This window comes from Streptomyces sp. NBC_00887, assembly GCF_045207585.1.
Window position 1 is genome coordinate 9,077,670 of sequence record NZ_CP108788.1, and the last position, 23,332, is coordinate 9,101,001.

A 23,332-nucleotide genomic window follows, 5' to 3' on the forward strand; every position below is an offset into this window, starting at 1 on the left:
GCGAAACCCACTCATCCCAGTGCGCTGAGTCCCGGAACGAAGGCCACCAACAGCGGTACGACCGGCACCAGGGCGGCCGCCGCGGTCAGCCGCAGCCGACGGCCCGCGGTCAGCCGCTCCACCGGGGCGAGCAACCGGTTCACCCGGAGCGGCACTTGCGCGTCCGGGGTCGGGCACGGGCCGAACACTCCGCGGTCCTCGTTGAGTTCGACCAGGGCGAGGGCGATCGTGAGGCGCCCGAAGCGCCGGGACGCCACATCGTCCGCCGCCAGTTCGACCAGTCGGTGCATCTCGTCACGGAACGCCGCGAACACCGGCACCTGCGGGAACCCGGTCGCCAGCGCGGTCGAGCAGTGCAGGAGCCAGTCGTGGCGGGCCTGCGCGTGACCCTGCTCATGAGCCAGTACGGCATCGAGCTGACGGCCTTTCAGCCGCCCGAGAGCCGCTGTGGTGATGACCAGTCGAGGCGCCGCACCGGGCAGCCACCAGGCATCCGGACGCTCGCCCTCCAGCACCACCAGAGGGCCGCTGCCGGGCTCCTCGCCGGGCATCAGTGGGGAACGGACCAGCAGTTCGCTCCGGCGCCGCCTGCGCCGCTGCTGCGCCCGGTGGATCTCCCGTACGAGCATGGCCACGGTCCAGAGACCGCCCAGCGCGAGCAGCACCGCGATGACGGCCGACCAGGGCCCGTAGGCGGCCAGCGCGTAGGCCTCCACCACCGCGCGGGGGGCGGGCGCGAAGACCTGTCCCCGTACCGCCTGCCAGGCGGCGGCCGCACTGAGCATCATGGAGAGCCCGAAGGACAGCAGAACCCCGGCGACCACGCACTGCCAGACCCACAGGGCCACGACCGGCTCGCGCTCCGGCCACTGTGCCCGGGCCATCAGGCGCGGAGTCACAACGGCGGTCAGTGCACCGAGGACCAGCAGCACGAGGGAGACCAGCATGGGCGTCACCCTATGAGGGCCGCGGTACTCGCGGGTATGGCCGTGCACGCCAAGTGACGCACGACACGGCACAACGGGCCCGCTGTCTCACAGAGTGAGCAGCATCGCGAGCATGCCTATCCCCAGGGTCAGCCTGCAGGCCAGTGCCAGCTCGGGGCGCGACCCCCGGCCGGGGCCCGCCGCACGGCCAGGACTGCCCGGGCCGGCGGCTGCGGTCACCGGGATCAACCGTCCCGCGGAGCGCAGCACGTACAGCGCGTAGTACGCCAGCAGCGCTCCGGTCAGCAGGGGTATGCCTCCGGCCGACGCCGCGGATCCGGCGGCTCCGTGATCCATGTGCCCGCCGCTCACGCCCCGGCCCGCGTTGCGCGCCATCGCCACCGCCATGTAGACCATGGCCAGCGAACCGACCAGATGGTGCAGATGGTGGGCGCGGTACCGGGCGGCCACGAGCACGCGCAGAGCCGCCCCGCCGAACAGCACCGCGTACACCGCCCAGGTCCAGCCGGGCAGGGTGAACACGGCCGCGGGCACGGCCATCGCGGCCATGCCGAAACCCATCAGTCCTTCCGCGCGCGCCGTCCTGCGCTCCTCCTCCGTTCCGCTGCGCGTACGCACCAGGCTGTACGCCCCCGTGGCTCCGCACAGCACCATCAACAGCCAGCCGGCCGGCGCCGGTCCGTGCACGGTGCACCTCCCCCTACGGTGATCGCCGATGTCATCTACTCGGTGCCCAGCGCCGGATCGCCCTACCGGGGCGCATTGGGGTACTGGGGGAGCGCACCAGGGCCCGAAGGGGGCGGCCGGCGGCCGGGTTAGTCTCGGACCGCACCGTCGGCAGCAGACAAACGGAGAACGCCACCATGGACATCGCACCGTCCCCTGACCGGGCACAGCTGACCTTCCGCGACGCGACCGAAGCCGATGTGCCGGTTCTCGTGCAGCTCGTCCAGTCCGCCTACCGCGGCGACTCGAGCCGGGCCGGATGGACCACGGAGGCGGACATCCTCCAAGGGCAGCGGACGGACGCGGACGGGGTGCGCGAGGTGGTCACGGCTCCCTCGGGGCGGCTCCTGGTGGCCGAGCGGGACGGAGAGCCGGTCGCCTGCTGCCAGCTCGAGCACCGGGGCAAGGCTGCCTACTTCGGCATGTTCGCGGTGAAGCCCGGGCTCCAGGGCGCCGGCCTCGGCAAGGTCATCATCGCCGAGGCGGAGCGCATGGTCCGCGAGAGCTGGGGTGTGACCGAGATGCACATGACGGTGATCTCGGTCCGCGAGGAGCTGATTGCCTGGTACGAGCGCCGGGGCTACCGCCGTACGGGAGAGCTGACCCCCTTCCCGTACGGCGACGAGCGCTTCGGCATCCCGCAGCGCGACGACCTCGCGTTCGAGCTGCTCGTCAAGGAGCTGTAGACCCGTCCCGGGGCTCAGGCGGTGAAGCGGCCCGCCCGGCGGATCTCCGGATAGTCGGTCGTCGCTCCGTCCAGGCCGAGTCCGCGCACCAGACGCAGATGGTCCTGGGTGTTCACCACCCAGCCGATCACCTTCAGACCCGCCGCGTGCGCCTGCTCCACGACCTCCAGCGTGGTGCGGCGGATGTTCAGGGCAAGCGTGGCAGCGCCCACCGCCCGGGCGCGTTCGACCACGTCCCCGCCCCAGTGGCTCGCGATGAGCACGGTCCGCACCCCCGGTACCAGCTGCGCGATCTCGGCGACCGCCCCGTCATGGAACGACGACACCTCGACCCGGCCGGCGAGATCGCGCCGCAGCATCACCTCGGCGAGCGCCCGCGCCGCGGCCAGGTCCTTGATCTCCGCCTGCAGGGGTGAGCCGACCGCGTCGAGCACCTCCTCGAAGACGGGCACCCGCTCACCCTGTCCGGCATCGAGCTCGCGGAGCTCTGCCAGCGTCTTCTCGGCGATCTGCCCCCTGCCGTCCGTCGTGCGGTCCACCGCGGCGTCGTGCATGACGGCGAGTGCGCCGTCCTTGCTCAGATGGAGATCCAGTTCGATGGCGTCCATGCCGGCCTGCTCCGCGTGCACGAAGGAGCGCAGCGTGTTCTCCGGCTCGACACCCATGACTCCGCGGTGACCGATGGTGAGAAAAGTCAAGGCAATCCCGCTTCCGTCCGTCGTCGGCCCCCGCGTGCTGCTCATACCCCAGGGAACCAGGTCTCGCGCGCAGGAAGGCTAACGTCCTGCCCGTGCGGCGGAAGAAGTTGTCCAGCGGATGTGTGGCAGGAAAAATAGCGGTGATGATGGAGGATCGCAGGATAATTTTCTGGATCCGACTTGTTCGAAGTGGCCGACGGTGGTTACCGTTGCTCCACGCGAGGTTCTTCTGTGAAGGAAGTGTTATGACGGAAATTCTTGAGCACGCCGCCGCCACCGGCGCGATAGCTGCTGCCCCGCGGGTAGTCGAGCACCCGGCCTGGCCCGTGCTCAAGAGTGCCGTGGAAGAGCTGCGTCCCTGGCAGTCGAAGGACGGCTCCATCGACTTCGCGGCCGTGGGAGCCCCCTCCACGGAGACGGCCACCGCCACGCTCGAGCGCGTGATCACCGCGGTCGAGGAGCTCTCCCCCCTGCTCCCGTACGACGCCGCGTACCACCGCGCCCTCGTTCAGGACCTGCGCCGCTGGGCCGCCGACGACTTCGGCGTTCCGGACTTCCTCGACTCGCTCCTCGCCTTCCAGCCCGCCAAGAACCGCGCCGACGGACTCCAGCACCTCGTCGTCTTCGCGATGTACACGCAGAACGGCAACCCGGACCGCAACCTCGAAGCGGTCGTGCTGCGCATGGTCTGGCCCGAGTGGCTCGCCGACCTCGAGGCAACCCGCTACGACAACCCGCTGTTCTGCGGCATCACCTTCGAGGACTTCACCTCGGGTTACGACACCAACTCCGCCGTGCTCTTCCCCGAGACCATCGCCGTGCGCGAGGCTCCCGAGCGGTTCAGCTGGGGAGGCATCTTCTGCGACCGCGAGGCGGCCCGCTTCCGCCGCGTCACCGAGGCCTCCGTCGCGCTCCTGGCTGTCGAGCTGCCCGACGACATCCGCGAGATGATCGGCGACCAGAAGCGCTGCGAGCAGGCATTCGTACTCTGGGACATGGTCCACGACCGCACCCACAGCCACGGCGACCTGCCGTTCGACCCCTTCATGATCAAGCAGCGCCAGCCGTTCTGGATGTACGGACTCGAGGAGCTGCGCTGCGACCTCACCGCCTTCAGGGAGGCTGTGAACCTGGAGGCCGACGGCTTCGGCCAGGGCCGCGACGTGCAGTTCGCGGTGCTGTTCGACCGGATGTTCCGCTTTCCCGTCACGGGCGAGCGCGTGCGCAACTACGACGGCCTCGGCGGCCAGCTCCTCTTCGCGTACCTCCACAAGCACGACGTGGTCCGCTGGACCGACAACACCCTGAAGATCGACTGGGACCGCGCCCCGCAGGTCACCAACCAGCTCTGCGGCGAGATCGAGAAGCTCTACCGCGACGGCATCGACCGGCCCAAGCTGGTGCACTGGTTCGCCGCGTACGACCTGGTCGCCACCTATCTCGCCCCGCACCCCGGCTCCCGCTGGGCCAAGGGTCCGGACGCCCTGGACCTGACCCAGCCGCCACGCAAGCTCGTCGACGACGTGCTTCCGGACGAGTTTCCCCTGAGCATGTTCTATGAGGCGCTTTCCAAGAAGCTGAAGCACGTGATCGCCGCCACCAAGGGGATCACGGCGACGGATGCCGAGCGGGCAGCTGCGTGAACGCGCGTTCTGAGGAGTCGGTGGCCATGAACGGAACAGACAGGAACGAGGGCAGCGGTGTGCTCGAGGGTGCGGTGATCGCGGTGGCCGGAGCGGCGGGGCCCGCCGGCCGGGCCACACTGCTGAGGCTCGCCGAGGCGGGCGCGACCGTGGTGGCGTCCGACTCCCATCCGGAACGGCTCGCCGAGGCGGTCGACGCCGCGCGGTACGCGCACGGTGGAGCGACCGTCACGGGAGACACCGTCGATCTGCTCGACGTGGGTGCCGCGCGTGAGTGGGTGGACAAGACGGAGAAGGAGTTCGGCCGGATCGACGGCCTCGTCCATCTCGTCGGGGGCTGGCGCGGCAGCGCGACCTTCGCCGAGACGTCGCTCGCCGACTGGGACTTCCTCGAGAAGCTGCTGATCCGTACGGTCCAGTCGACTTCTCTCGCGTTCCAGGACGTCCTGCAGCGCAGTGACCGCGGCCGCTACGTCCTGGTGAGCGCGGCAGGAGCCAGCAAGCCCACGGAGGGCAACGCGGCCTACGCCGCAGCCAAGGCCGCGGCAGAGGCCTGGACGCTCGCTCTGGGCGACGCCTTCCGCAAGGCGGGGGGCGACGACGGTCCGACCTCGGCTGCTGCGATCCTGGTCGTCAAGGCACTGGTGCACGACGCGATGCGCGCCGAGCGCCCGAATGCGAAGTTTGCGGGCTTCACCGATGTCAAGGAGCTGGCCGAGGCCATCGCCGGCGTCTGGGACATGCCCGCCGGAGAAGTGAACGGAAAGCGTCTGTGGCTGACCCCGCAACCGTAAGGACCGATGCGCGACGTCACCACGATCCGCATGTACGCGGTTTCGCCAGTGACAACTACGCGGGCGCGCACCCGGAGATCCTCGCCGCCCTTGCCCTCGCCAACGGCGGCCATCAGGTCGCCTACGGCGAGGACGACTACACCGGGCACCTCCAGCGGGTCATCCACAGCCACTTCGGCCCGACCGCCGAGGCCTTCCCGGTGTTCAACGGCACCGGAGCCAACGTCGTCGCGCTCCAGGCCATGACCGACCGCTGGGGCGCGGTGATCTGCGCCGAATCCGCCCACATCAACGTCGACGAGGGCGGAGCGCCGGAGCGGATGGGCGGACTGAAGCTGCTCACCGTCCCGACCCCGGACGGCAAACTGACGCCGGAGCTCATCGACCGCCAGGCCTACGGCTGGGACGACGAGCACCGGGCGATGCCACAGGTCGTGTCGATCACCCAGAACACCGAGCTCGGTACGGTCTACACACCGGCCGAGATCCGGGCCATCTGCGATCACGCCCACGAGCGGGGCATGAAGGTCCACCTCGACGGAGCCCGGATAGCCAACGCCGCCGCGTCGCTGGACGTGCCGATGCGTACGTTCACCAACGCGGTCGGCGTCGACGTCCTCTCCTTCGGGGGCACGAAGAACGGCGCTCTCTTCGGCGAGGCTGTCATCGTCCTTGACCCGGACTCCGTCCGTGCGATGAAGCACCTGCGCAAGCTGTCGATGCAGCTGGCCTCCAAGATGCGCTTCGTCTCCGTCCAGCTCGAGGCGCTGCTCGCCCGTGACCTCTGGCTGCGCAACGCCCGGCACTCCAACGCCATGGCGCAGCGCCTCGCCGAGGGGGTCCGCTCGGTGGACGGCGTGGAGATCCTCTATCCCGTCCAGGCCAACGCCGTCTTCGCCCGCCTGCCGCACGACGTGAGCGAACGGCTGCAGAAGCGCTTCCGCTTCTACTTCTGGGACGAGAAGGCCGGAGACGTCCGCTGGATGTGTGCCTTCGACACCCGGGAAGAGGACGTCGACGCCTTCGTGCTCGCGCTCAAGGACGAGATGTCGAAGTAGTCGTGGGGGATGCGGCCGACCGGAGCGCCCGGTCGGCCGCATCGCTGTGCCCGGCGGGCGCACGCGCAAGTCCAGTGGATTGGGCTGTCCAGTACACTGTGCCGTACCGCGTGCGGTGGTTCCGGAACGCCCGGACCTGTGCCCGCAACGCGTCGGAGCGAGGCGGACGATGGCCCTGACGATCACGGTTACCGACGAAGTGCGCAGCCTGGCCCCGGGCTTCACCCATGTTGCCGTCGAGGCACACGGTCTGGTCAACGGGCCCAGCAACGAGGACAGTTCGGCGCTGCTGGACGATGCGACCCGCAGGCTGGTCGAGCGGCTCGGCGGCCGGGCGCCGCACGAGGACCCGCACATCGCCGCCTGGCGCGAGACCTACACGTCATTCGGTGCCAAGCCCTCACGCACCCGCAACTCCGCCGAGGCGCTGGCCAGGCGCGCGCTCACCGAGGCCGGACTGCCCCGGATCAATCTGCTGGTCGACCTCTACAACGCCATCAGCGTCGCCCACCTGATCCCTGTCGGCGGCGAGGACCTGGACCGCATCGGCGGTGCCATGCGGATCGTGCGCGCGACGGGGCTGGAGCCGTTCCCCACCGTCGCCGGCGGCGAGGACGCCGTGGAACACCCCGAGCCCGGCGAGGTCGTCTGGCGCGACGACGAGGCCGTGACCTGCCGCCGCTGGAACTGGCGTCAGGGCGTGCGCACGCGTCTCACCGAGGAATCGGTGAACGCCCTCTTCCTGCTGGAGGGTCTTGCCCCCGTGACGCCCGGCGAGCTCGGGGTCGCAGCCACCGAACTCGCCGAGTCCCTCGAGAAATTGAGCCCCGGGGTACGGATCACCCTCCACGAACCGGCGTGACGATTCGCTGCTGACCGGCCGGTCAGCCGAGCTCGCGGACCTCGGCGGGCGTCGGAGCCGTACCGCCGAGGTGCGCCGGAACCCACCAGGTGTCGCTCGCGTCCCTGGGGCGCACCGGATAGGCGCGCTGCGCCGCTTCCAGGAGCTCCTGCACGCGCTCCCGGAGCCTACGGGTGATCGCGCCCGCGTACTGGTCGGTGGGCGCATCCAGGGGCTCGCCCACCCGGATGGTGACCGGGATGTGGCTGCGCCGGAAGTTGCGCGGGCGGCCCTTGGTCCACAGCCGCTGCGTGCCCCACAGCGCCATCGGGATCAGCGGCACGCCGGCCTCCTGGGCCAGCCGCGCGGCACCCGACTTGAAGCTCTTCAGGGTGAAGGACTGGGAGATCGTCGCCTCGGGGAACACACCGACGATCTCGCCGGACCGCAACGAGGCGAGCGCGTGCGCGTAGGCGTCCTCGCCCTGGTTGCGGTCGACGGGGATGTGCTTCATACCGCGCATCAGCGGGCCGGAGACCTTGTGCCGGAAGACCGATTCCTTCGCCATGAAGCGGACGAGCCGCTTCTGCGGGAGGGCGCCGAGTCCGGTGAAGATGAAGTCCAGATAGCTGATGTGGTTGCTGACCAGTACGGCGCCACCGGTCTTCGGGATGTGCTCCGAACCCTGGGTGTCGATCTTCAGGTCGAGCGCCTTGAACAGCGTACGAGCGGCGCCGACGACCGGCCGATAGACGAGTTCTGCCATCTGGATGAAGACCCTTCTTCAGTGCCTGGGGTGGGTTCTCCCGGCGGAAGTTACGCAGCCGTAGGTAATCGGCATTGTGGCGATCGTGCCCCATGCGCGACGCCGTGGCCAGCCCCAAAGGGCCCGGCGCGCGAGATTCTCGTCACGTGAAACCTCCGGGAATGTAATGGGGCCATAGGGTGCTGACCCTTTGCGCAGAGCTCTGAGAAGGAGGACGCGGATGGACGGGCAGACGGCTGCCGAGACCCTGGACGCTGCCCAACTCGGCGCGGAACTGGGGGATCGAGCGACCCTCGTGCAGTTCTCCAGCGCCTTCTGTCAGCCCTGCAGGGCCACTCGGCGCACGCTGGCCGAGGTCGCGGGGATGGTCGACGGCGTGGCGCACATCGAGATCGACGCCGAGGCGCATCTCACGCTCGTACGCAGACTCGGCATCGGTCGCACGCCCACCGTCCTCGTGCTCGACGCGGCGGGCAGGATCGTCCGGCGGGCCGCGGGGCAGCCGAGGACGGCCGACGTCGTCGCGGCGCTGGGGCGGGCGTTGTGACGGACCGTGATGCATCTCCCACATGGCGGGACACGCTTGACTGCACACACCACGTATCGGAAGTCTGACGGCATGCCGCCAGCACTCCTTCTCTACGGCCGGGTCCACGTCGACCTCGTACGCCATGCCAGTGCGCGCTGTCCGGGTGCCTGAGAACCCACGGCCCCCGTACATCCCCTCGCAGAAGGACATCCCATGACGGCCTCGCCCGATCTCGCCGCCCCCCGGACGGCCTCGCCCGAACTTCTCCGTTCTGTCTTCCGGCAGCATGCCGCCGGTGTCGCCGTGATCACCGCGGCCGGCAAGCGCCCGGTCGGCTTCACGGCCACCTCGCTCAACTCCGTCGCCGCCGAGCCGCCCCTCATCTCCTTCGGTGTGGGCACCGCGTCCTCCAGTTGGCCCGTGGTGGCCGAGGCCGAGCACATCGGCGTGCACATACTCGGCGAGGAACAGCGGGAGCTGGCCGCCGCGTTCGCGCGCAGCGGCGCCGACCGGTTCGGCCCGTCCACCGGCTGGCGCAGTGGGCCGGAAGGCGTGCCCCTGCTCGACGGTGTGGTCGCCTGGCTCGTGTGCCGAGTGGTGGCCCGGATTCCGGCCGGGGATCATCGCGTGGTGATCGCTCAGGCGGTGGCCGGGGATCCCTCCGGAGGTGGCCGCCCGCTGGTCTACCACCAGGGCCGATTCACCGCTCTGCGAGACTGAGGACCCGCATGCGGCACATGAGCGGACCGCGTTGGCAACGTCACAGTTCCAAGCGCTTGCTTATGGGCAGATCAATGGGTGTACTGACGAGTAATATTTCCACCGGAGCATCGGTCGCCCTGACCGGAAACCGCCCCATAAGGCGCCTATGCTGCGTGCAACAAGGCAGCCCAGAAAAGACGATGCAGTAGGAGAGCCGGCGTGAGCTTGAGGATCGTTGTCTGTGTGAAGTACGTGCCCGACGCCACCGGCGACCGGCACTTCGCCGATGACCTGACCCTGGACCGTGACGACGTCGACGGTCTGCTGTCGGAGCTGGACGAGTACGCGGTCGAGCAGGCACTGCAGATCGCCGACGAGGCGGACGACGCGGAGATCACCGTGCTGACGGTGGGCCCCGAGGACGCCAAGGACGCGCTGCGCAAGGCGCTGTCGATGGGCGCCGACAAGGCCGTCCACGTCGAGGACGACGACCTGCACGGCACCGACGTCATCGGCACCTCGCTGGTGCTCGCCAAGGCCATCGAGAAGACCGGCTACGACCTGGTCATCTGCGGCATGGCGTCGACGGACGGCACCATGGGTGTGCTCCCGGCGCTGCTCGCCGAGCGGCTCTCCGTCCCGCAGGTCACCCTGCTCTCCGAGGTCTCGGTCGAGGACGGCACGGTCAAGGGCCGCCGCGACGGCGACTCCGCGTCCGAGCAGCTGGAGGCTTCCCTGCCGGCCGTGGTCTCGGTGACCGACCAGTCGGGTGAGGCCCGCTACCCGTCGTTCAAGGGCATCATGGCGGCGAAGAAGAAGCCGGTTGTGTCCCTGGACCTCGAGGACCTGGAGATCGAGGCGGACGAGGTCGGCCTGGGCGGCTCCTGGAGCGCGGTGGACTCCGCGGCCGAGCGTCCGGCCCGCACCGCGGGAACGATCGTCAAGGACGAGGGCGAGGGCGGCAAGCAGCTGGCCGAGTTCCTTGCGGGCCAGAAGTTCATCTGAGCCCCGGCCGTTCCCCCTTCACCGCCCCCGCCTACTTCGCACGCAGGAGATTGAAGTCCCATGGCTGAAGTTCTCGTCTATGTCGACCACGTGGACGGTGCCGTCCGCAAGCCCACTCTGGAGCTGCTGACGCTCGCCCGCCGCATCGGCGAGCCCGTCGCCGTCGCGCTGGGCAACGGTGCCGCGGACACCGCCGGTGTCCTCGCCGAGCACGGCGCGGTCAAGGTCCTCACCGCCGACGCCCCGGAGTTCGCCGACTACCTCGTCGTACCGAAGGTGGACGCGCTGCAGGCCGCCTACGACGCGGTCTCCCCGGCCGCCGTGCTGCTGCCCTCCTCCGCGGAGACCAAGGAGATCGCGGCCCGCCTCGCGGTCCGTATCGGCTCCGGCATCATCACCGACGCCGTCGACCTGGAGTCCGGCGACCAGGGTCCGGTCGCGACGCAGTCCGCGTTCGCCGCCTCGTACACCACCAAGTCCCGTGTCTCCAAGGGCACTCCGGTCATCACGGTCAAGCCGAATTCGGCCCCCGTCGAGGCCGCTGCCGCCGCGGGCACCGTCGAGGCCCTCGCCGTCTCCTTCTCCGCGACCGCCACCGGCACCAAGGTCCTCTCCCGCACCCCGCGCGAGTCGACCGGCCGCCCCGAGCTGACCGAGGCCGCGATCGTCGTCTCCGGCGGCCGTGGGGTCAACGGCGCCGAGAACTTCGCGATCATCGAGGCGCTCGCCGACTCGCTCGGTGCCGCAGTCGGCGCCTCCCGCGCCGCGGTCGACGCCGGCTGGTACCCGCACACCAACCAGGTCGGCCAGACCGGCAAGTCGGTCTCCCCGCAGCTCTACATCGCCTCGGGCATCTCCGGCGCGATCCAGCACCGGGCCGGCATGCAGACCTCGAAGACGATCGTCGCGATCAACAAGGACGCCGAGGCTCCGATCTTCGACCTGGTCGACTACGGCGTCGTCGGCGACCTGTTCGCCGTAGTCCCGCAGCTGACCGACGAGGTCAAGACCCGCAAGGGCTGACCCGCGAGAAGCAGTACCTGTGCGACGGTCCGGGGCCGCGCGGTGTTCCTCGCCGCGCGGCCCCGGACCGTTTCCGATCACCATTGACGCAAGGGCAGGCGGACTTATAACTTCACTATGCGGATGAGTGTTTCCGGGAAGCGGAAATTGCGAGAGTGCGGAGGGTACGGTCATGGGTCAGCAGGAGAAGGTGGCGACGAGCCTCGCCGACGCGGTGGGTGAGGAGATCAGTGCCTCCCTCGCGGCGGTGGACGCCGAACTCGCCCGCCGCTACCCGGGAGACCCGGGCACGCGCCAGCCGGTGCACACCGTGTACGTCCCCGCCGACACCTTCACCGCCGGCACCATCCGGTCCTGGGGCGACCAGGCGCTGATGGCCCTCGACGAACACGCCCCCGACGCGGCCGCGCTCGCCGCGGTCCTGGGCATCCCGCAGGAGCTCGCGGAGCCCGTCCACGACCGCGTACGCGCCAAGCTGGAGCGCGAGCCCGTGGAGGACCTGCGCATCGACTTCGAGGACGGCTACGGGCCCCGCCCGGACGCGGAGGAGGACGAGGCCGCCGCCCGCGTGGCCCGGCTGGTGTCCGAGGCGTACAGGGACGGGACCGCCGCCCCGTACATGGGCATCCGCATGAAGTGCATGGAAGCCGGGGTGCGCGACCGCGGCATCCGCACCACGGACATCTTCCTCACCGGTCTGATGCGGGCCGGAGGCCTCCCCGAGGGGCTCGTGCTGACGCTGCCCAAGGTGACGTACCCCGAACAGGTCACGGCCTTCGTCCGCCTGCTCGAGGCCTTCGAGCAGGCTCACGGGCTGCCCGCGGGCCGCCTCGGGTTCGAGATCCAGATCGAGACGAGCCAGTCCATCCTCGCCGCGGACGGCACCGCGGCCGTGGCCCGCATGATCGACGCCGCGCGGGGCCGAGCGACGGGCCTGCACTACGGCACCTTCGACTACAGCGCCTGCGTCGGGGTCAGCCCCGCCTACCAGGCGAGCGACCACCCGGCCGCCGATCATGCCAAGGCCGTCATGCAGGTGGCCGCCGCGGGAACCGGCGTGCGCGTGTGCGACGGCTCCACGAATGTGCTCCCCGTCGGCCCCGCCCACCAGGTCCACGAGGCATGGCGCCTCCACTACGGCCTCACCCGGCGCGCTCTGGCCCGCGCCTACTATCAGGGCTGGGACATGCACCCGGGTCACCTGCCGACCCGCTACGCGGCCGTGTACGCCTTCTACCGGGAGGGTCTCGCACAGGCCGCGTCCCGCCTCGCCGCGTATGTCGCCAAGGCGGCCGGCGACGTCATGGACGAGCCGGCCACCGCCAAGGCACTCAGCGGCTATCTGCTGCGCGGCGTCGACTGCGGCGCCCTGGACACCGCGGAGGTGGCCCGGCTCACCGGCCTCACCCGCGCGGACCTGGACGCCTTCGCCTCTCCCCGGCGCGGCGGGCTGACGGTCACGACGCCGTAGCCGAGCGCGCCGTACGCATGTTTCAGGCGGGCGGCAGTTCGCCCGAGCCGCGGGGGATGAGCCTCGTCGGGAGCTCCACCCGCACCGGGGGGTGGTCGGCTCCGTCGAGGCGGCGGAAGAGGTGCTCCGCGGCGGTGCGGCCCACCGCCGCGGCGTCCTGGGAGATCACCGTGATGCCGAGCAGGTCGGCGAGCTCGATGTCGTCGAAGCCGACCAGGGCGATCCGGCGTTCGTACTCTGCGAGGACGCGCACGGCGGTGACCGTCACGCGGTTGTTGCCCGCGAAGAGGGCGGTGACCGGTTCGGGACCCGAGAGCATGGTCCGGGCCGCTGCCCCGACCCGCTCCGGATCGGTGGATCCGAGGGAGACCCACGAGTCCTCGACCGTGATTCCGGCGTCGGTCATGGCCGCGTGGTAACCGCGCAGCCGCTCCGTCGCGGTGTGGATGCGCGGCTGGTCTCCGATGAAGCCGATCCGGCGATGGCCGTGCGCGAGTAGGTGGCCGACGCCTTCGCGCGCGCCGCCGAAGCTGTCCGAGAGGACCATGTCGGCATCGACCCGCCCCGCAGGGCGGTCCACGAACACGGTGGCGATACCCGCCTGTATCTCGGGCTCCAGGTAGCGGTGGTCGTCACCGGCCGGAATCACGATGAGGCCGTCGACGCGACGTGCGCAGAGCGCGAGCACGAGCTCCTGCTCGCGCTCCGGGTCCTCGGCGCTGGAGCCGTTGATCAGCAGCGCACCGTGGGCGCGCGCCACTTCCTCCACCGCGCGGCTCAGGGGGCCGTAGAACGGGTCGGCGAGATCCTCCAGGACGAGGCCGATGGAGGCCGTGCGGCCCTTGCGCAGCACCCGCGCGCTGTCGTTGCGGCGGAAGCCGAGGGCCTCGATCGCCTCCTGGACGCGGCGCTCCGTGTCGGGGGTGACGCCGGGTTCGCTGTTCACCACCCGGGATACCGTCTTGAGGCCCACTCCGGCACGGGCCGCCACGTCCTTCATCGTGGGCCGGTTGCCGTAGCGGGACTCGGAATGACGGGTGGTCTCGGCCACGGTGCGCTGTCCTGTCGTCGGGTGCGGGAGGTTCCGGCGGCGCCCCACGGGCGGTGCTGGGGAGGGCTCGGAGCCTGTGGCGTCGAGCATAGGCCCTGGACAACGTTGTCAACAGAATGGAGACTATGCAGACCACGTACGGAAGTCGCAGGTCCGCACCTTCGCCCGCTCCTCACCCATCCGGAGAGACCACACCGATGCATACCGACCTCGTCGCAGCGCTCGACATCGGCGGCACCAAGATCGCCGGCGCGTTGGTGGACGGCGGCGGAACCCTTCTCCTGCGGGCGCAGCGGCCGACACCCGCACGTGAGGACGCCGAGACGGTCATGGGTGCGGTGAGCGAGGTCCTGTCCGAGCTCAGGGCCTCCACGCTGTGGAACAGGGTGAGCGCGGCCGGCATCGGCAGCGCAGGGCCGGTCGACGCCTCGGCCGGCACGGTCAGCCCCGTCAACGTGCCGGCCTGGCGGGGTTTCCCGCTGGTGGAGCGGGTCGGTGCGGAAACGGGCGGACTCGCCGTCGCGCTGGTCGGCGACGGCGTCGCGATGACTGCGGCCGAGCACTGGCTGGGGGCGGCCCGCGGCTACGACAACGCGCTCTGCATGGTCGTCTCCACGGGCGTCGGTGGCGGCCTCGTGCTCGGCGGAAGACTGCACCCGGGCCCCTCGGGCAACGCCGGACACATCGGTCACATCAGCGTCGACCTGGACGGCGACCTCTGCCCGTGCGGTGCGCGCGGCTGTGTCGAACGCCTCGCCAGCGGACCGAACATCGCGCGCCGCGCCCTGGAGAACGGCTGGCTCCCCGGCCCGGACGGCGATGTCACGGCAGCAGCGGTGGCCGCCGCCGCGCGGGCCGGTGACCCGGTCGCCGTCGCCTCGTACGAGCGGGCCGCCCAGGCGCTGGCCGCCGGAATCGCCGCCACCGCCACGCTGGCCGAGATCGACATCGCGGTGATCGGCGGGGGAGTGGCCGGCGCGGGTGAGGTGCTCTTCGCGCCGCTGCGCCGGTACCTGCGCGACTACGCCACTCTGTCCTTCGTCCGGCAACTGACGGTCGCCCCAGCGGTGATGGGCACCGACGCAGGACTGGTGGGCGCGGCAGCCGCCGCGTCTGCGGTCCGTCCCGCAGGAGCGAACGGGGTACGGGCCGTCGCCGCCCCGTAGCGGCCTCCCGGGCCGGGCGCCCCGCGCCGGGCTCAACGGCCCCGGTCGGTCGCCTGCTGCGGAACGACCACCAGGAACGCGTCCTGCTCCAGGTCCATCACGACCTCGGCGGCCATGCCCTCGCAGCGTCGGGCGGCCGCGAACTCCTCGGCGGGCAAGCTGCCCCGTGGTCCCCCCGCGGGAAACCGCTCAAGTACCGTACGGCGCACCGCGCACCCCCTCGTCGTTGCTGTGCTGACCGCTCCAACGACGTCCGGCCGCCCGCCGTTACGGTCGCGCCGGCGGCTGGGCTCGTACAGATGGGACGCCCTCCGACAGCCGCCGGTTGCCGACTCCGTGCAACAGCGTCGCCCGGGCGGGTTTCCGCAGCGGGGTGTTGCGGGCAAGCCACAGAGGGCTACGGAAGAGGGGGACCCGTGATCGTCTGGATCAACGGTGCGTTCAGTGCGGGCAAAACGAGCGCCGCGTGCGAACTGATCGATCTGATCCCGAACAGCACCTTCTACGACCCCGAACTGATCGGCGGGGGACTGCGCCACCTGCTGCCCCAGAAAAAGCTCGCCGAAGTGACCGATTACCAGGACCTGGCGATATGGCGGCGTCTGGTGGTCGACACGGCCGCCGCTCTGCTCGCCGAGCTCTCCGGGGTGCTCGTGGTGCCCATGACACTGCTGAGACAGGAGTACCGCGACGAGATCTTCGGTGGACTTGCCGCCCGGCGCATCCCGGTGCGTCATGTACTGCTCTCACCTGAGGAAACGATCCTGCGGAGACGGATCGCCGGCCGGGAGGAGTTCGCGGACGATCCCGAGCACAGCGAGAGGATCCGGCAGTGGGCCTACGAACACATCGAGCCCTACCGGGCGGCGCTCGAGTGGATCACCGCGGACGCCCACACGATCGACACCAGCGCCCTCACCCCGTACGAGACGGCCGAACGGATAGCCGAGGCCGTACGCACCGGGGACGCCCGTGAGTGCGAGATCGTGCAGACCCCCGAACCGCGTGCGGAAACCGTCGCCTCCGGGGTCCTGCTCTTCGACGAACAGGACCGGTTCCTGCTCGTCGACCCGACCTACAAGCCGGGCTGGGAGTTCCCCGGTGGGGTGGTGGAGCAGGGCGAGGCTCCGGCGGAGGCCGGGATACGGGAAGTCGCCGAGGAGCTCGGGCTCCGCCTCGGCACCGTACCCAGACTCCTGGTGATCGACTGGGAGGCGCCCAGACCCCCCGGATACGGGGGGCTGCGCTTCCTGTTCGACGGCGGGCGCCTGAGCGGCGAGGACGCCGCGCAGCTCCTGCTGCCCGGTTCGGAACTGCGCGGCTGGCGTTTCGTCACCGAGGAGGAAGCGGCCGTCATGCTCCCGCCCACCCGCTTCGAGCGGCTGCGCTGGGCGCTGAGGGCCCGCGAACGGTCGACCGTGCTCAACCTGGAGGCCGGTGTGCCGGTGGGCTGAGATGCCTCTCGGCCCACCGGCACCGTCACCGTTCGGGAGGCCGTCGCCCGGAATCCGCTCCGGGCGACGGGTGCTCGAAGGCGCGCTCCCTCAGGCCTTCTTCGACTCCGCGTAGTTGCGCAGGAACAGCGCCTCGGCGACGGAGAGGCGCTCGAGCTCCTGAGGGGACACGCTCTCGTTCACCGCGTGGATCCGGGCCTCGGGTTCGCTCAGCCCGATCAGCAGGATCTCTGCCTCGGGGTACAGCCCGGCCAGGGTGTTGCAGAGCGGGATCGAGCCGCCCATGCCGGACGACTGCATCTCCTCGCCGGGGTAGGCGGCCCGCATGGCCTCCGCCATGGAGGTGTACGCCGGGCTGGTGATGTCGGCGCGGAACGCCTGGCCCTGGCCGACCAGTTCGACGGAGACCCGCGCGCCCCACGGGGCGTGCGACTCGAGATGGGCGGTCAGCAGCTTCGTCGCCTCCGCGGCGTCCTGGCCCGGGGGCACCCGCAGGCTGACCTGAGCCCGGGCGCTCGCCTGCAGCGACGGTGTGGCACCCACCACCGGCGGGCAGTCGATGCCGATGACGGTCACCGCGGGCCGCGCCCAGATCCGGTCGGCGACCGAACCGGTGCCGATCAGTTCCACGCCGTCGAGCACCTTGGCGTCCTTGCGGAACTCATCCTCCGGGTACTGCAGTCCGTCCCATTCGGCGTCCGACGTCAGCCCGTCGACCGTCGTCGTGCCGTCCTCGGCGCGCAGCGAGGCCAGAAGCTGGATCAACGCGGCCAGCGCGTCCGGGGCCGCGCCGCCGAACTGCCCGGAGTGCAGGTTCCCTTCGAGGGTGTCCACCTGCACCCGCAGCATGGTCATACCCCGCAGCGTCGAGGTGACGGTGGGCAGACCGACCCGGAAGTTCCCGGTGTCACCGATGACGATCGTGTCGGCGGCGAGCAGTTCCGGGTGCGCCTCGGCGTACTGTTCGAGGCCTCCCGTCCCCTGCTCCTCCGAGCCCTCCGCGATCACCTTGACGGAGACCGGCACGCCCCCGTTCGCCTTGAGGGCGCGCAGCGCGAGCAGATGCATGATGAAGCCGCCCTTGCAGTCCGCGGCGCCCCGGCCGAACCAGCGGCCGTCACGTTCGGTCAGCTCGAACGGAGGGGAGATCCAGGCGGACTCGTCCAGCGGCGGCTGGACGTCGTAGTGCGCGTAGAGCAGCACGGTCGGCGCGCCGGCCGGTCCGGGCAGGAAGCCGTACACGGAGCGGGTTCCGTCCGGGGTGTCGAGCAGGGCGACGTCCTGGAAGTCCTCGGCCCGCAGCGCGTCGGCGACCCAGTCGGCCGCCGCGTCGCACTCACTCTTCGGGAACTGTGCGGGATCCGCCACCGACCGGAAAGCCACCAGCTCGGTCAGCTCCGCCTTCGCGCGGGGCATCAGTGAGGCAACGGTCTCGGAAATCGGACGGGCGGTCATGGGCACGCTCCTGGTGGGTACGACGTTAGGTCTGTGGCGCGGTGTGTACGCCACGGTGGGCGACGCCGGGGTCGCGACGTTGCGTGTACGACGAAATCATGGCTGATCCTCCCACAGCGGGGCGCGGCCGCAACGCGCCGTAGGATGCCGTGAGCAGCTGGGGCCACTGGTCGGGATCGGGAGCAGAAGCACATCGTGAGCAGCGAGAACGCAGACGCCGGACGTGAGCCGGAAGAGTCGTCGTCGGTATGGGACGTCGTCGTGGTCGGTGCGGGTCCGGCCGGGGCTTCCGCGGCGTATGCGGCAGCCGTCGCAGGCCGTCGGGTGCTGTTGCTGGAGAAGGCGGAGATTCCCCGCTACAAGACGTGCGGCGGCGGAATCATCGGATTCTCCCGGGATGCCCTGCCCCCGGGGTTCGAACTGCCCCTGAGGGACCGTGTGTACGCGGTGACCTTCTCGCTCAACGGGAAGCTGTCGCGCACCCGCAGGTCCAAGCGCATGCTCTTCGGGCTGATCAACCGTCCGGAGTTCGACGCCGGTCTGGTGGAGGAGGCGCAGAAGGCGGGCGCCGAGCTGCGCACCGGTACGGCGGTGACGCGGGTGGAGCAGCACGGCCCCGCGGTGCCCGACCGGCGTACGGTCGCCGTGGTGCTGTCCGACGGGGAGACAGTTCTCGCGCGGGCGGTCGTCGGTGCGGACGGCAGTGCCGGCCGCATAGGAGCGCACGTCGGGGTGAAGCTCGACCAGGTGGACCTCGGCCTCGAGGCGGAGATCCCGGTTCCGGAGACGGTCGCGGAGGACTGGGCGGGGCGGGTGCTCATCGACTGGGGCCCGATGCCGGGAAGTTACGGCTGGGTCTTCCCGAAGGGCGACACGCTGACAGTCGGGGTGATCTCGGCGCGCGGCGACGGCGCGGGGACCAAGCGGTATCTGGAGGACTTCATCGGGCGGCTGGGGCTTGCCGGGTTCGAGCCGAAGATCTCCTCCGGTCACCTGACCCGCTGCCGCAGCGACGATTCGCCTCTCTCCCGCGGCAGGGTGGTGGTCTGCGGCGACGCGGCCGGGCTGCTCGAACCGTGGACCAGGGAAGGTATTTCGTTCGCCCTTCGGTCCGGACGGCTCGCCGGTGAGTGGGCGGTACGGATCGCCGAGGCGCACGACGCTGTCGATGCACGGCGCCAGGCCCTGAACTACGCGTTCGCGATCAAGGCGGGTCTGGGCGTCGAGATGGGGGTCGGCCGACGCATGCTCAAGCTGTTCGAGCGGCGCCCGGGAGTTCTCCACGCGGTGCTGACCGGATTCCGCCCGGCCTGGACCGCGTTCGCCGGGGTCGCCCGGGGGACGACGTCGCTGGCCGAGCTGGTGCGCTCGCACCCGATGGCACAGCGGGCGCTGTCGGCGATGGACCGCAGGGAGCTCCGGGAGCAGGCGTCGGTCTCCGAGGATTCCACGGTTCGCTGAGGCTCCCGTTCACGGGGGGCCTCGGCTCCTTGATGTCTTCCGTCGCAGGGGCGCGGCGCCTCGGCTCGCTGAGGGTGTTTCAGCCGGTCAGCCGGTCAGCCGGCAGCCGACTAGGCCCTCCGTTGCCTCGGCCCTCAGCCGCTCAGCCCTTGACCGTGATGCGGAAGACCGGGTGGTCGGGGGCGATACGGCGCAGCTCCTCGGCGGACGAGTCCGGGCCGACGCCGTTGAAGAACACGCCGACCTCCGCCTTCCAGCGCTTGAGGTAGGCGCGCAGCAGGTCGGGCTTCTCGTCGTCAGGAACCTCGGTGGCGGTGAACGCCGTGCTCTTCTTCCCGAGGTGGAGCTCGCCGCCGCCCGCCGCACGCATGTTGTGCGTCCACTGGACGTGGCCGCGGGGTGCGACCAGGTACTGCTGCCCGTCCACGGTCAGGAGGTTGACCGGCGTGCGGCGCCACTCGCCGCTCTTGCGGCCACGGACCGCCAGGACGCGGGATCCCCAGACACTGATGCCGCGCCGGGTGATCCATGCGACCGTCCGGTTGAGGATGTTCACGGTGAACCAGCCGGGCTTCTGAACGTGTGCGGACATGAGATCCCCTTCGCAAACGTGAGCGCTGCTCTCTCTTGAGATCAGTGTGCACGTGATGAGTGCTCAAAGGCAAGAGCACCGCTCTCGTTGTTGGTCAGTGATCCGTTCCGTGTCAGAATGAAGCCATGAGCACCATTCGAGGAGCCAGGGAACGAGCTCGCATCGAGGTCACCGCCGCCATCAAGGACGAGGCGAGGAGACAGCTTGCCGTAGACGGCGCGGCGAAGCTCTCCCTCCGCGCCGTCGCACGCGAACTGGGCATGGTCTCCTCCGCGCTCTACCGCTACTTCCCCAGCCGCGACGATCTCCTCACCGCGCTCATCGTCGACGCGTACGGCGCGGTCGGCGAGACCGCCGAGGCGGCTCGCGCGACGCCCGGCGGCTCCACCGGACCGCACACCGCCCGCTGGACCACCGTCGCCTGTGCCGTACGGGAGTGGGCTCTTGCCCATCCCCACGAGTACGCACTGATCTACGGATCGCCCGTCCCCGGCTACACCGCCCCGCAGGACACGATCGGCCCCGCGTCGCGCGTGGGCCTGGTCCTCATCGGGCTCGTCCGCGAGGCCTTCCTCAGTGACGGTCTGGCCGTTCCGCCGCTGGCCGGCGAGCTGCGCCCCGAGGCCGAACGCATGGCTGCCGACCTGGCCCCCGACCTCCCGCCCGGCGTCGTCGCCGCGCTCGTCCCGGCGTGGGCTCAGCTCTTCGGCCTGATCTCCTTCGAGGTCTTCGGCCAGTTCAACCGGGTCGTCGAGGCGCGGGACCTGCTGTTCCGCCGCGGCGCCCACGACCTCGCCCGCTCGGTGGGCCTCCTGGACGGCCGGGCCACCGCGGCCGACCGGGCGGGCGGAGCGGCGTCCTGACGCGGTACGCCGGTGCAGGCCTGAAGGGCGGACCCCGCAGAAACACCCCGCCCGCCCGGGCGAGGTACTCCACAGGGAGTACGCGTCATCACCACGCCCGGCTGACGCCCGGCGGGGGCCCGTCCGTCTAGCGTTGCCGGTATGGACGAGCAGCGAGCGCGCAGAAGCGCGGCCCCCCGCAGGGGACCGGGCGGCCCCAGGGGCGAGGGGCCGCCGCGGTGGCTGTCCGGCGTGCGGGCACGGTACGCCGCCCGGCTGCCGTGGCCGTCGACCGTGGCGCTCGGCGTGTTCGTGATGGCGGGCACCGCCTTCGCGGCGCAGGGCCAGGACCGTCAATCGGTCGACCTCCTCGCGCGGCTGCTGCTGTCGGCAGCCGTCGGTGTACTGCTCGTGCGGCGCCGGCACCCGGTGGTGGCCGTCACCGGGACGTCGGCGGCGACACTCGTCTACCTCGGGCTGGGGTATCCCTACGGCCCGGTGTTCCTCGCCGTCGCCGTGGGCTGCTTCAGTGCGATCGTCTCGGGGCACCGCAAGGCCGCCTGGTGGTCGCTCGGCGCGTTGTGGGCGGGCCATGTGCTGATGTCGCACTGGCTGTACCGGTGGCTGCCGCCGGACGGGGACGACTCCGCCCCCTGGGGGCAGGAGGCGTTCGTCACCGCCTGGGTGGTGGCGATCGTCGCGGCCGCCGAGCTGCTGCGGGTACGTCGTGAGCAGTGGGCCGCGGCCAGGGCGGAGCGCGAGGCGGCCGAGAAGCGGCGGGCCGACGAGGAGAGGCTGCGCATGGCCCGTGAACTGCACGACGTCCTCGCCCACAGCATTTCCGTCATCAACGTCCAGGCCGGTGTCGGACTCGCGCTGCTCGACTCGGATCCGGAACAGGCCCGCACCGCTCTCACCACCATCAAGTCCGCGAGCAAGGAGGCACTGGGCGAGGTCCGTCAGGTCCTCGACAACCTCCGCGCCCCGGGCGACGCCCCCCGCGCCCCTGCCCCGGGTCTGGCCCGGCTCCCCGAACTCGTCGACCAGGCCGCTGCTGCGGGCCTCACCGTCACGGTCGAGACGGACGGGGCGCCGGGCCAGGTCCCGCCCGGCACCGATCTCGCGGCCTTCCGCATCGTGCAGGAGGCGCTCACGAACGTGGTGCGGCACTCCGGGTCGCGCAGTGCCGAGGTCCGGATCGCGTACGGGAGCGAGGGCATCCGGCTCCGTATCGACGACGAGGGACCCGCGACCGGCGGCGACGCCGGGGGCAGCGGCAACGGTCTTGTCGGTATGCGGGAGCGTGCCGCCGCGCTGGGTGGCACGATCGACGCGGGGCCACGGCCCGACGGGGGCTTCCGTGTACGGGCCCAGCTCCCGCTGCCGTCGGCCTCACGGGATCCGGCCCGACCCACGGAGGAGACATCGTGATCCGCGTACTGCTGGCCGACGACCAGCTGCTCGTCCGGGCAGGCTTCCGGGCCCTGTTGGACGCCCAGCCCGACATCGAGGTGGCGGGAGAGGCGGCCGACGGAGCGGAAGCGGTGCGCCTCGTACGCGAACTACGGCCCGACACGGTGCTCATGGACATCCGCATGCCGCATCTGGACGGCCTCGCGGCGACGCGCGCCATCACCGGCGACCCCGCGCTGCACGAGGTGAAGGTCGTCATGCTCACCACCTTCGAGCTGGACGAGTACGTGTTCGAGGCAATTCGCTCCGGGGCCTCCGGCTTTCTGGTCAAGGACACCGAACCCGAGGAACTGCTGCGCGCGGTACGGGCGGTGGTGGGCGGCGACGCCCTGCTCTCGCCCGGAGTGACGCGCCGCCTGATCGCCGAGTTCGCGGCCAGGTCCAAGGAGCCCGCGGCGGCGACCGCCCTGGACGAACTGACCGAGCGGGAACGGGAGGTGATGGCCCTCGTCGGAATCGGGCTCTCCAACGAGGAGATCGCCCGCAGGCTCGTCGTCAGTCCGCTCACCGCCAAGACGCATGTGAGCCGCGCGATGGTGAAGCTGGGCGCCCGTGACCGGGCCCAGCTCGTCGTGCTCGCCTACGAGTCGGGGCTCGTGCGGCCCGGTTGGCTCGGCTGAGCGGACGGCACGCGCTGCTCATGCGGCGCCCGCGGAAAGCGCCACAGCACGTGTACCACGCGTACGACGAACGTCAGGGAGCCGAGCGCGGCGCCGATGCGGAACAGGACGCGCTCACCCGTGGACGTCAGATCGAGGAACAGGGCAGGGAGAAAGATCCCGGCGAACGTGGCCGCGGCCACCAGGGCTCCGCTCACCAGCGCGTAGCCGATCTCGACCGTCATCGCGTCCCGGTCCGCCTGAGTGCGTCGCCCCATGTCCGAAGTGTCACAGGAGCGGTGGCCGGCGGCAAGGAGCCCCTGCGGCCACCGCCCCCGGAGTTCCATGCG

Annotated in this window: 25 protein-coding genes; 16 read left to right on the top strand and 9 right to left on the bottom strand. The window is 70.8% G+C overall.

Features of this window, described 5'->3' with window-relative positions:
• Positions 1 to 11: 11 nt before the first annotated feature.
• Both OG844_RS41345 and OG844_RS41350 read right to left on the bottom strand, forming a co-directional pair.
• Entirely contained in the window at positions 12 to 947 is a 936-nt protein-coding gene (locus OG844_RS41345) for a M56 family metallopeptidase (protein ID WP_406388180.1), read from the bottom strand.
• An 87-nt stretch (positions 948 to 1,034) separates the two neighbouring features.
• Complete coding sequence (locus OG844_RS41350) at positions 1,035 to 1,634, bottom strand: DUF5134 domain-containing protein (RefSeq protein WP_406388179.1); 600 nt, start codon at positions 1,632 to 1,634, stop codon at positions 1,035 to 1,037.
• Between the two features lie 176 nt (positions 1,635 to 1,810).
• On the opposite strand from OG844_RS41350, the gene OG844_RS41355 reads away from it, so the two are divergent.
• Positions 1,811 to 2,359 carry a GNAT family N-acetyltransferase gene (locus tag OG844_RS41355; protein WP_406388177.1) on the top strand — a complete coding sequence of 183 codons (549 nt, stop codon included), beginning with the start codon at positions 1,811 to 1,813 and terminating at the stop codon, positions 2,357 to 2,359.
• Positions 2,360 to 2,373: 14 nt separating this feature from the next.
• Here OG844_RS41355 and OG844_RS41360 read toward each other — a convergent pair whose 3' ends face one another.
• On the bottom strand, positions 2,374 to 3,024 hold the full coding sequence (locus OG844_RS41360) for a glycerophosphodiester phosphodiesterase (protein ID WP_406395995.1): 651 nt from the start codon (positions 3,022 to 3,024) through the stop codon (positions 2,374 to 2,376).
• A gap of 278 nt (positions 3,025 to 3,302) precedes the next feature.
• Between OG844_RS41360 and OG844_RS41365 the strand changes: the two genes are divergently transcribed.
• From OG844_RS41365 to OG844_RS41380, 4 genes are all read left to right on the top strand, one after another.
• A complete protein-coding gene (locus OG844_RS41365) occupies positions 3,303 to 4,700 on the top strand; it encodes a DUF6421 family protein (protein ID WP_406388176.1) in 1,398 nt (465 codons plus the stop codon).
• A gap of 26 nt (positions 4,701 to 4,726) precedes the next feature.
• Positions 4,727 to 5,494, top strand: coding sequence for an SDR family NAD(P)-dependent oxidoreductase (locus OG844_RS41370; RefSeq protein ID WP_406388175.1), 768 nt, complete (start codon positions 4,727 to 4,729; stop codon positions 5,492 to 5,494).
• Entirely contained in the window at positions 5,473 to 6,552 is a 1,080-nt protein-coding gene (locus OG844_RS41375) for a threonine aldolase family protein (protein ID WP_406388174.1), read from the top strand. The genes OG844_RS41370 and OG844_RS41375 overlap by 22 nt, the downstream gene beginning before the upstream one ends.
• A gap of 169 nt (positions 6,553 to 6,721) precedes the next feature.
• Positions 6,722 to 7,414, top strand: coding sequence for a B3/4 domain-containing protein (locus tag OG844_RS41380; RefSeq protein WP_406388173.1), 693 nt, complete (start codon positions 6,722 to 6,724; stop codon positions 7,412 to 7,414).
• Positions 7,415 to 7,436: 22 nt separating this feature from the next.
• Here OG844_RS41380 and OG844_RS41385 read toward each other — a convergent pair whose 3' ends face one another.
• Positions 7,437 to 8,159 carry a lysophospholipid acyltransferase family protein gene (locus OG844_RS41385; RefSeq protein ID WP_406388172.1) on the bottom strand — a complete coding sequence of 241 codons (723 nt, stop codon included), beginning with the start codon at positions 8,157 to 8,159 and terminating at the stop codon, positions 7,437 to 7,439.
• 220 nt (positions 8,160 to 8,379) lie between these two features.
• Between OG844_RS41385 and OG844_RS41390 the strand changes: the two genes are divergently transcribed.
• The 5 genes from OG844_RS41390 to OG844_RS41410 all read left to right on the top strand — a co-directional run bounded on the left by OG844_RS41390 (position 8,380) and on the right by OG844_RS41410 (position 12,889).
• Positions 8,380 to 8,706 (top strand): TlpA family protein disulfide reductase, encoded by a 327-nt coding sequence (locus OG844_RS41390; protein WP_406388171.1) that lies wholly within the window; start codon positions 8,380 to 8,382, stop codon positions 8,704 to 8,706.
• 195 nt (positions 8,707 to 8,901) lie between these two features.
• Positions 8,902 to 9,408: a flavin reductase family protein gene (locus OG844_RS41395; protein WP_406388170.1), complete on the top strand. Its 507-nt coding sequence runs from the start codon at positions 8,902 to 8,904 to the stop codon at positions 9,406 to 9,408.
• 201 nt (positions 9,409 to 9,609) lie between these two features.
• The gene (locus OG844_RS41400; RefSeq protein WP_406388168.1) at positions 9,610 to 10,395 is read left to right on the top strand and encodes an electron transfer flavoprotein subunit beta/FixA family protein; all 786 of its coding nucleotides are present in this window, start codon (positions 9,610 to 9,612) and stop codon (positions 10,393 to 10,395) included.
• Positions 10,396 to 10,455: 60 nt separating this feature from the next.
• Positions 10,456 to 11,418 carry an electron transfer flavoprotein subunit alpha/FixB family protein gene (locus OG844_RS41405; RefSeq protein ID WP_406388166.1) on the top strand — a complete coding sequence of 321 codons (963 nt, stop codon included), beginning with the start codon at positions 10,456 to 10,458 and terminating at the stop codon, positions 11,416 to 11,418.
• 172 nt (positions 11,419 to 11,590) lie between these two features.
• Complete coding sequence (locus OG844_RS41410; RefSeq protein ID WP_406388165.1) at positions 11,591 to 12,889, top strand: DUF6986 family protein; 1,299 nt, start codon at positions 11,591 to 11,593, stop codon at positions 12,887 to 12,889.
• Between the two features lie 22 nt (positions 12,890 to 12,911).
• Here the strand turns inward: OG844_RS41410 and OG844_RS41415 are convergent, their stop codons facing one another.
• A complete protein-coding gene (locus OG844_RS41415; RefSeq protein WP_351181925.1) occupies positions 12,912 to 13,940 on the bottom strand; it encodes a LacI family DNA-binding transcriptional regulator in 1,029 nt (342 codons plus the stop codon).
• Positions 13,941 to 14,137: 197 nt separating this feature from the next.
• On the opposite strand from OG844_RS41415, the gene OG844_RS41420 reads away from it, so the two are divergent.
• Complete coding sequence (locus tag OG844_RS41420) at positions 14,138 to 15,106, top strand: ROK family protein (RefSeq protein ID WP_406388163.1); 969 nt, start codon at positions 14,138 to 14,140, stop codon at positions 15,104 to 15,106.
• 32 nt (positions 15,107 to 15,138) lie between these two features.
• On the opposite strand, the gene OG844_RS41425 is transcribed toward OG844_RS41420, so the two are convergent.
• Positions 15,139 to 15,264: a hypothetical protein gene (locus tag OG844_RS41425; RefSeq protein WP_406396393.1), complete on the bottom strand. Its 126-nt coding sequence runs from the start codon at positions 15,262 to 15,264 to the stop codon at positions 15,139 to 15,141.
• 258 nt (positions 15,265 to 15,522) lie between these two features.
• Here OG844_RS41425 and OG844_RS41430 point away from each other — a divergent pair, with 258 nt between their 5' ends.
• Positions 15,523 to 16,560 (top strand): NUDIX domain-containing protein, encoded by a 1,038-nt coding sequence (locus tag OG844_RS41430; RefSeq protein ID WP_406388161.1) that lies wholly within the window; start codon positions 15,523 to 15,525, stop codon positions 16,558 to 16,560.
• Between the two features lie 90 nt (positions 16,561 to 16,650).
• On the opposite strand, the gene OG844_RS41435 is transcribed toward OG844_RS41430, so the two are convergent.
• Entirely contained in the window at positions 16,651 to 18,015 is a 1,365-nt protein-coding gene (locus tag OG844_RS41435) for a dipeptidase (protein ID WP_406388159.1), read from the bottom strand.
• Positions 18,016 to 18,210: 195 nt separating this feature from the next.
• Between OG844_RS41435 and OG844_RS41440 the strand changes: the two genes are divergently transcribed.
• Positions 18,211 to 19,476: a geranylgeranyl reductase family protein gene (locus OG844_RS41440; RefSeq protein WP_406388158.1), complete on the top strand. Its 1,266-nt coding sequence runs from the start codon at positions 18,211 to 18,213 to the stop codon at positions 19,474 to 19,476.
• A gap of 142 nt (positions 19,477 to 19,618) precedes the next feature.
• On the opposite strand, the gene OG844_RS41445 is transcribed toward OG844_RS41440, so the two are convergent.
• Positions 19,619 to 20,068, bottom strand: a complete 450-nt coding sequence (locus OG844_RS41445) for a nitroreductase family deazaflavin-dependent oxidoreductase (RefSeq protein ID WP_406388157.1) — start codon at positions 20,066 to 20,068, stop codon at positions 19,619 to 19,621.
• 125 nt (positions 20,069 to 20,193) lie between these two features.
• On the opposite strand from OG844_RS41445, the gene OG844_RS41450 reads away from it, so the two are divergent.
• From OG844_RS41450 to OG844_RS41460, 3 genes are all read left to right on the top strand, one after another.
• Positions 20,194 to 20,931 (top strand): TetR/AcrR family transcriptional regulator, encoded by a 738-nt coding sequence (locus OG844_RS41450; protein WP_406388156.1) that lies wholly within the window; start codon positions 20,194 to 20,196, stop codon positions 20,929 to 20,931.
• Between the two features lie 141 nt (positions 20,932 to 21,072).
• Positions 21,073 to 22,341, top strand: coding sequence for a sensor histidine kinase (locus tag OG844_RS41455; protein ID WP_406388155.1), 1,269 nt, complete (start codon positions 21,073 to 21,075; stop codon positions 22,339 to 22,341).
• Entirely contained in the window at positions 22,338 to 23,003 is a 666-nt protein-coding gene (locus OG844_RS41460) for a response regulator transcription factor (protein ID WP_351181442.1), read from the top strand. The genes OG844_RS41455 and OG844_RS41460 overlap by 4 nt, the downstream gene beginning before the upstream one ends.
• On the opposite strand, the gene OG844_RS41465 is transcribed toward OG844_RS41460, so the two are convergent.
• Positions 22,964 to 23,260 (bottom strand): DUF6332 family protein, encoded by a 297-nt coding sequence (locus tag OG844_RS41465; RefSeq protein WP_406388153.1) that lies wholly within the window; start codon positions 23,258 to 23,260, stop codon positions 22,964 to 22,966. The genes OG844_RS41460 and OG844_RS41465 overlap by 40 nt on opposite strands.
• Between the last annotated feature and the right edge of the window lie 72 nt (positions 23,261 to 23,332).

Coding starts and splice junctions, on each gene's coding strand:
- OG844_RS41390 (WP_406388171.1), top strand. CDS start 8,380: ATGGACGGGCAGACGGCTGCCGAGACCCTGGACGCTGCCCAACTCGGC.
- OG844_RS41385 (WP_406388172.1), bottom strand. CDS start 8,159: ATGGCAGAACTCGTCTATCGGCCGGTCGTCGGCGCCGCTCGTACGCTG.
- OG844_RS41410 (WP_406388165.1), top strand. CDS start 11,591: ATGGGTCAGCAGGAGAAGGTGGCGACGAGCCTCGCCGACGCGGTGGGT.
- OG844_RS41355 (WP_406388177.1), top strand. CDS start 1,811: ATGGACATCGCACCGTCCCCTGACCGGGCACAGCTGACCTTCCGCGAC.
- OG844_RS41360 (WP_406395995.1), bottom strand. CDS start 3,024: ATGGGTGTCGAGCCGGAGAACACGCTGCGCTCCTTCGTGCACGCGGAG.
- OG844_RS41465 (WP_406388153.1), bottom strand. CDS start 23,260: ATGGGGCGACGCACTCAGGCGGACCGGGACGCGATGACGGTCGAGATC.
- OG844_RS41445 (WP_406388157.1), bottom strand. CDS start 20,068: ATGTCCGCACACGTTCAGAAGCCCGGCTGGTTCACCGTGAACATCCTC.
- OG844_RS41345 (WP_406388180.1), bottom strand. CDS start 947: ATGCTGGTCTCCCTCGTGCTGCTGGTCCTCGGTGCACTGACCGCCGTT.
- OG844_RS41380 (WP_406388173.1), top strand. CDS start 6,722: ATGGCCCTGACGATCACGGTTACCGACGAAGTGCGCAGCCTGGCCCCG.
- OG844_RS41365 (WP_406388176.1), top strand. CDS start 3,303: ATGACGGAAATTCTTGAGCACGCCGCCGCCACCGGCGCGATAGCTGCT.
- OG844_RS41370 (WP_406388175.1), top strand. CDS start 4,727: ATGAACGGAACAGACAGGAACGAGGGCAGCGGTGTGCTCGAGGGTGCG.
- OG844_RS41395 (WP_406388170.1), top strand. CDS start 8,902: ATGACGGCCTCGCCCGATCTCGCCGCCCCCCGGACGGCCTCGCCCGAA.
- OG844_RS41435 (WP_406388159.1), bottom strand. CDS start 18,015: ATGACCGCCCGTCCGATTTCCGAGACCGTTGCCTCACTGATGCCCCGC.
- OG844_RS41455 (WP_406388155.1), top strand. CDS start 21,073: ATGGACGAGCAGCGAGCGCGCAGAAGCGCGGCCCCCCGCAGGGGACCG.
- OG844_RS41420 (WP_406388163.1), top strand. CDS start 14,138: ATGCATACCGACCTCGTCGCAGCGCTCGACATCGGCGGCACCAAGATC.
- OG844_RS41405 (WP_406388166.1), top strand. CDS start 10,456: ATGGCTGAAGTTCTCGTCTATGTCGACCACGTGGACGGTGCCGTCCGC.
- OG844_RS41450 (WP_406388156.1), top strand. CDS start 20,194: ATGAGCACCATTCGAGGAGCCAGGGAACGAGCTCGCATCGAGGTCACC.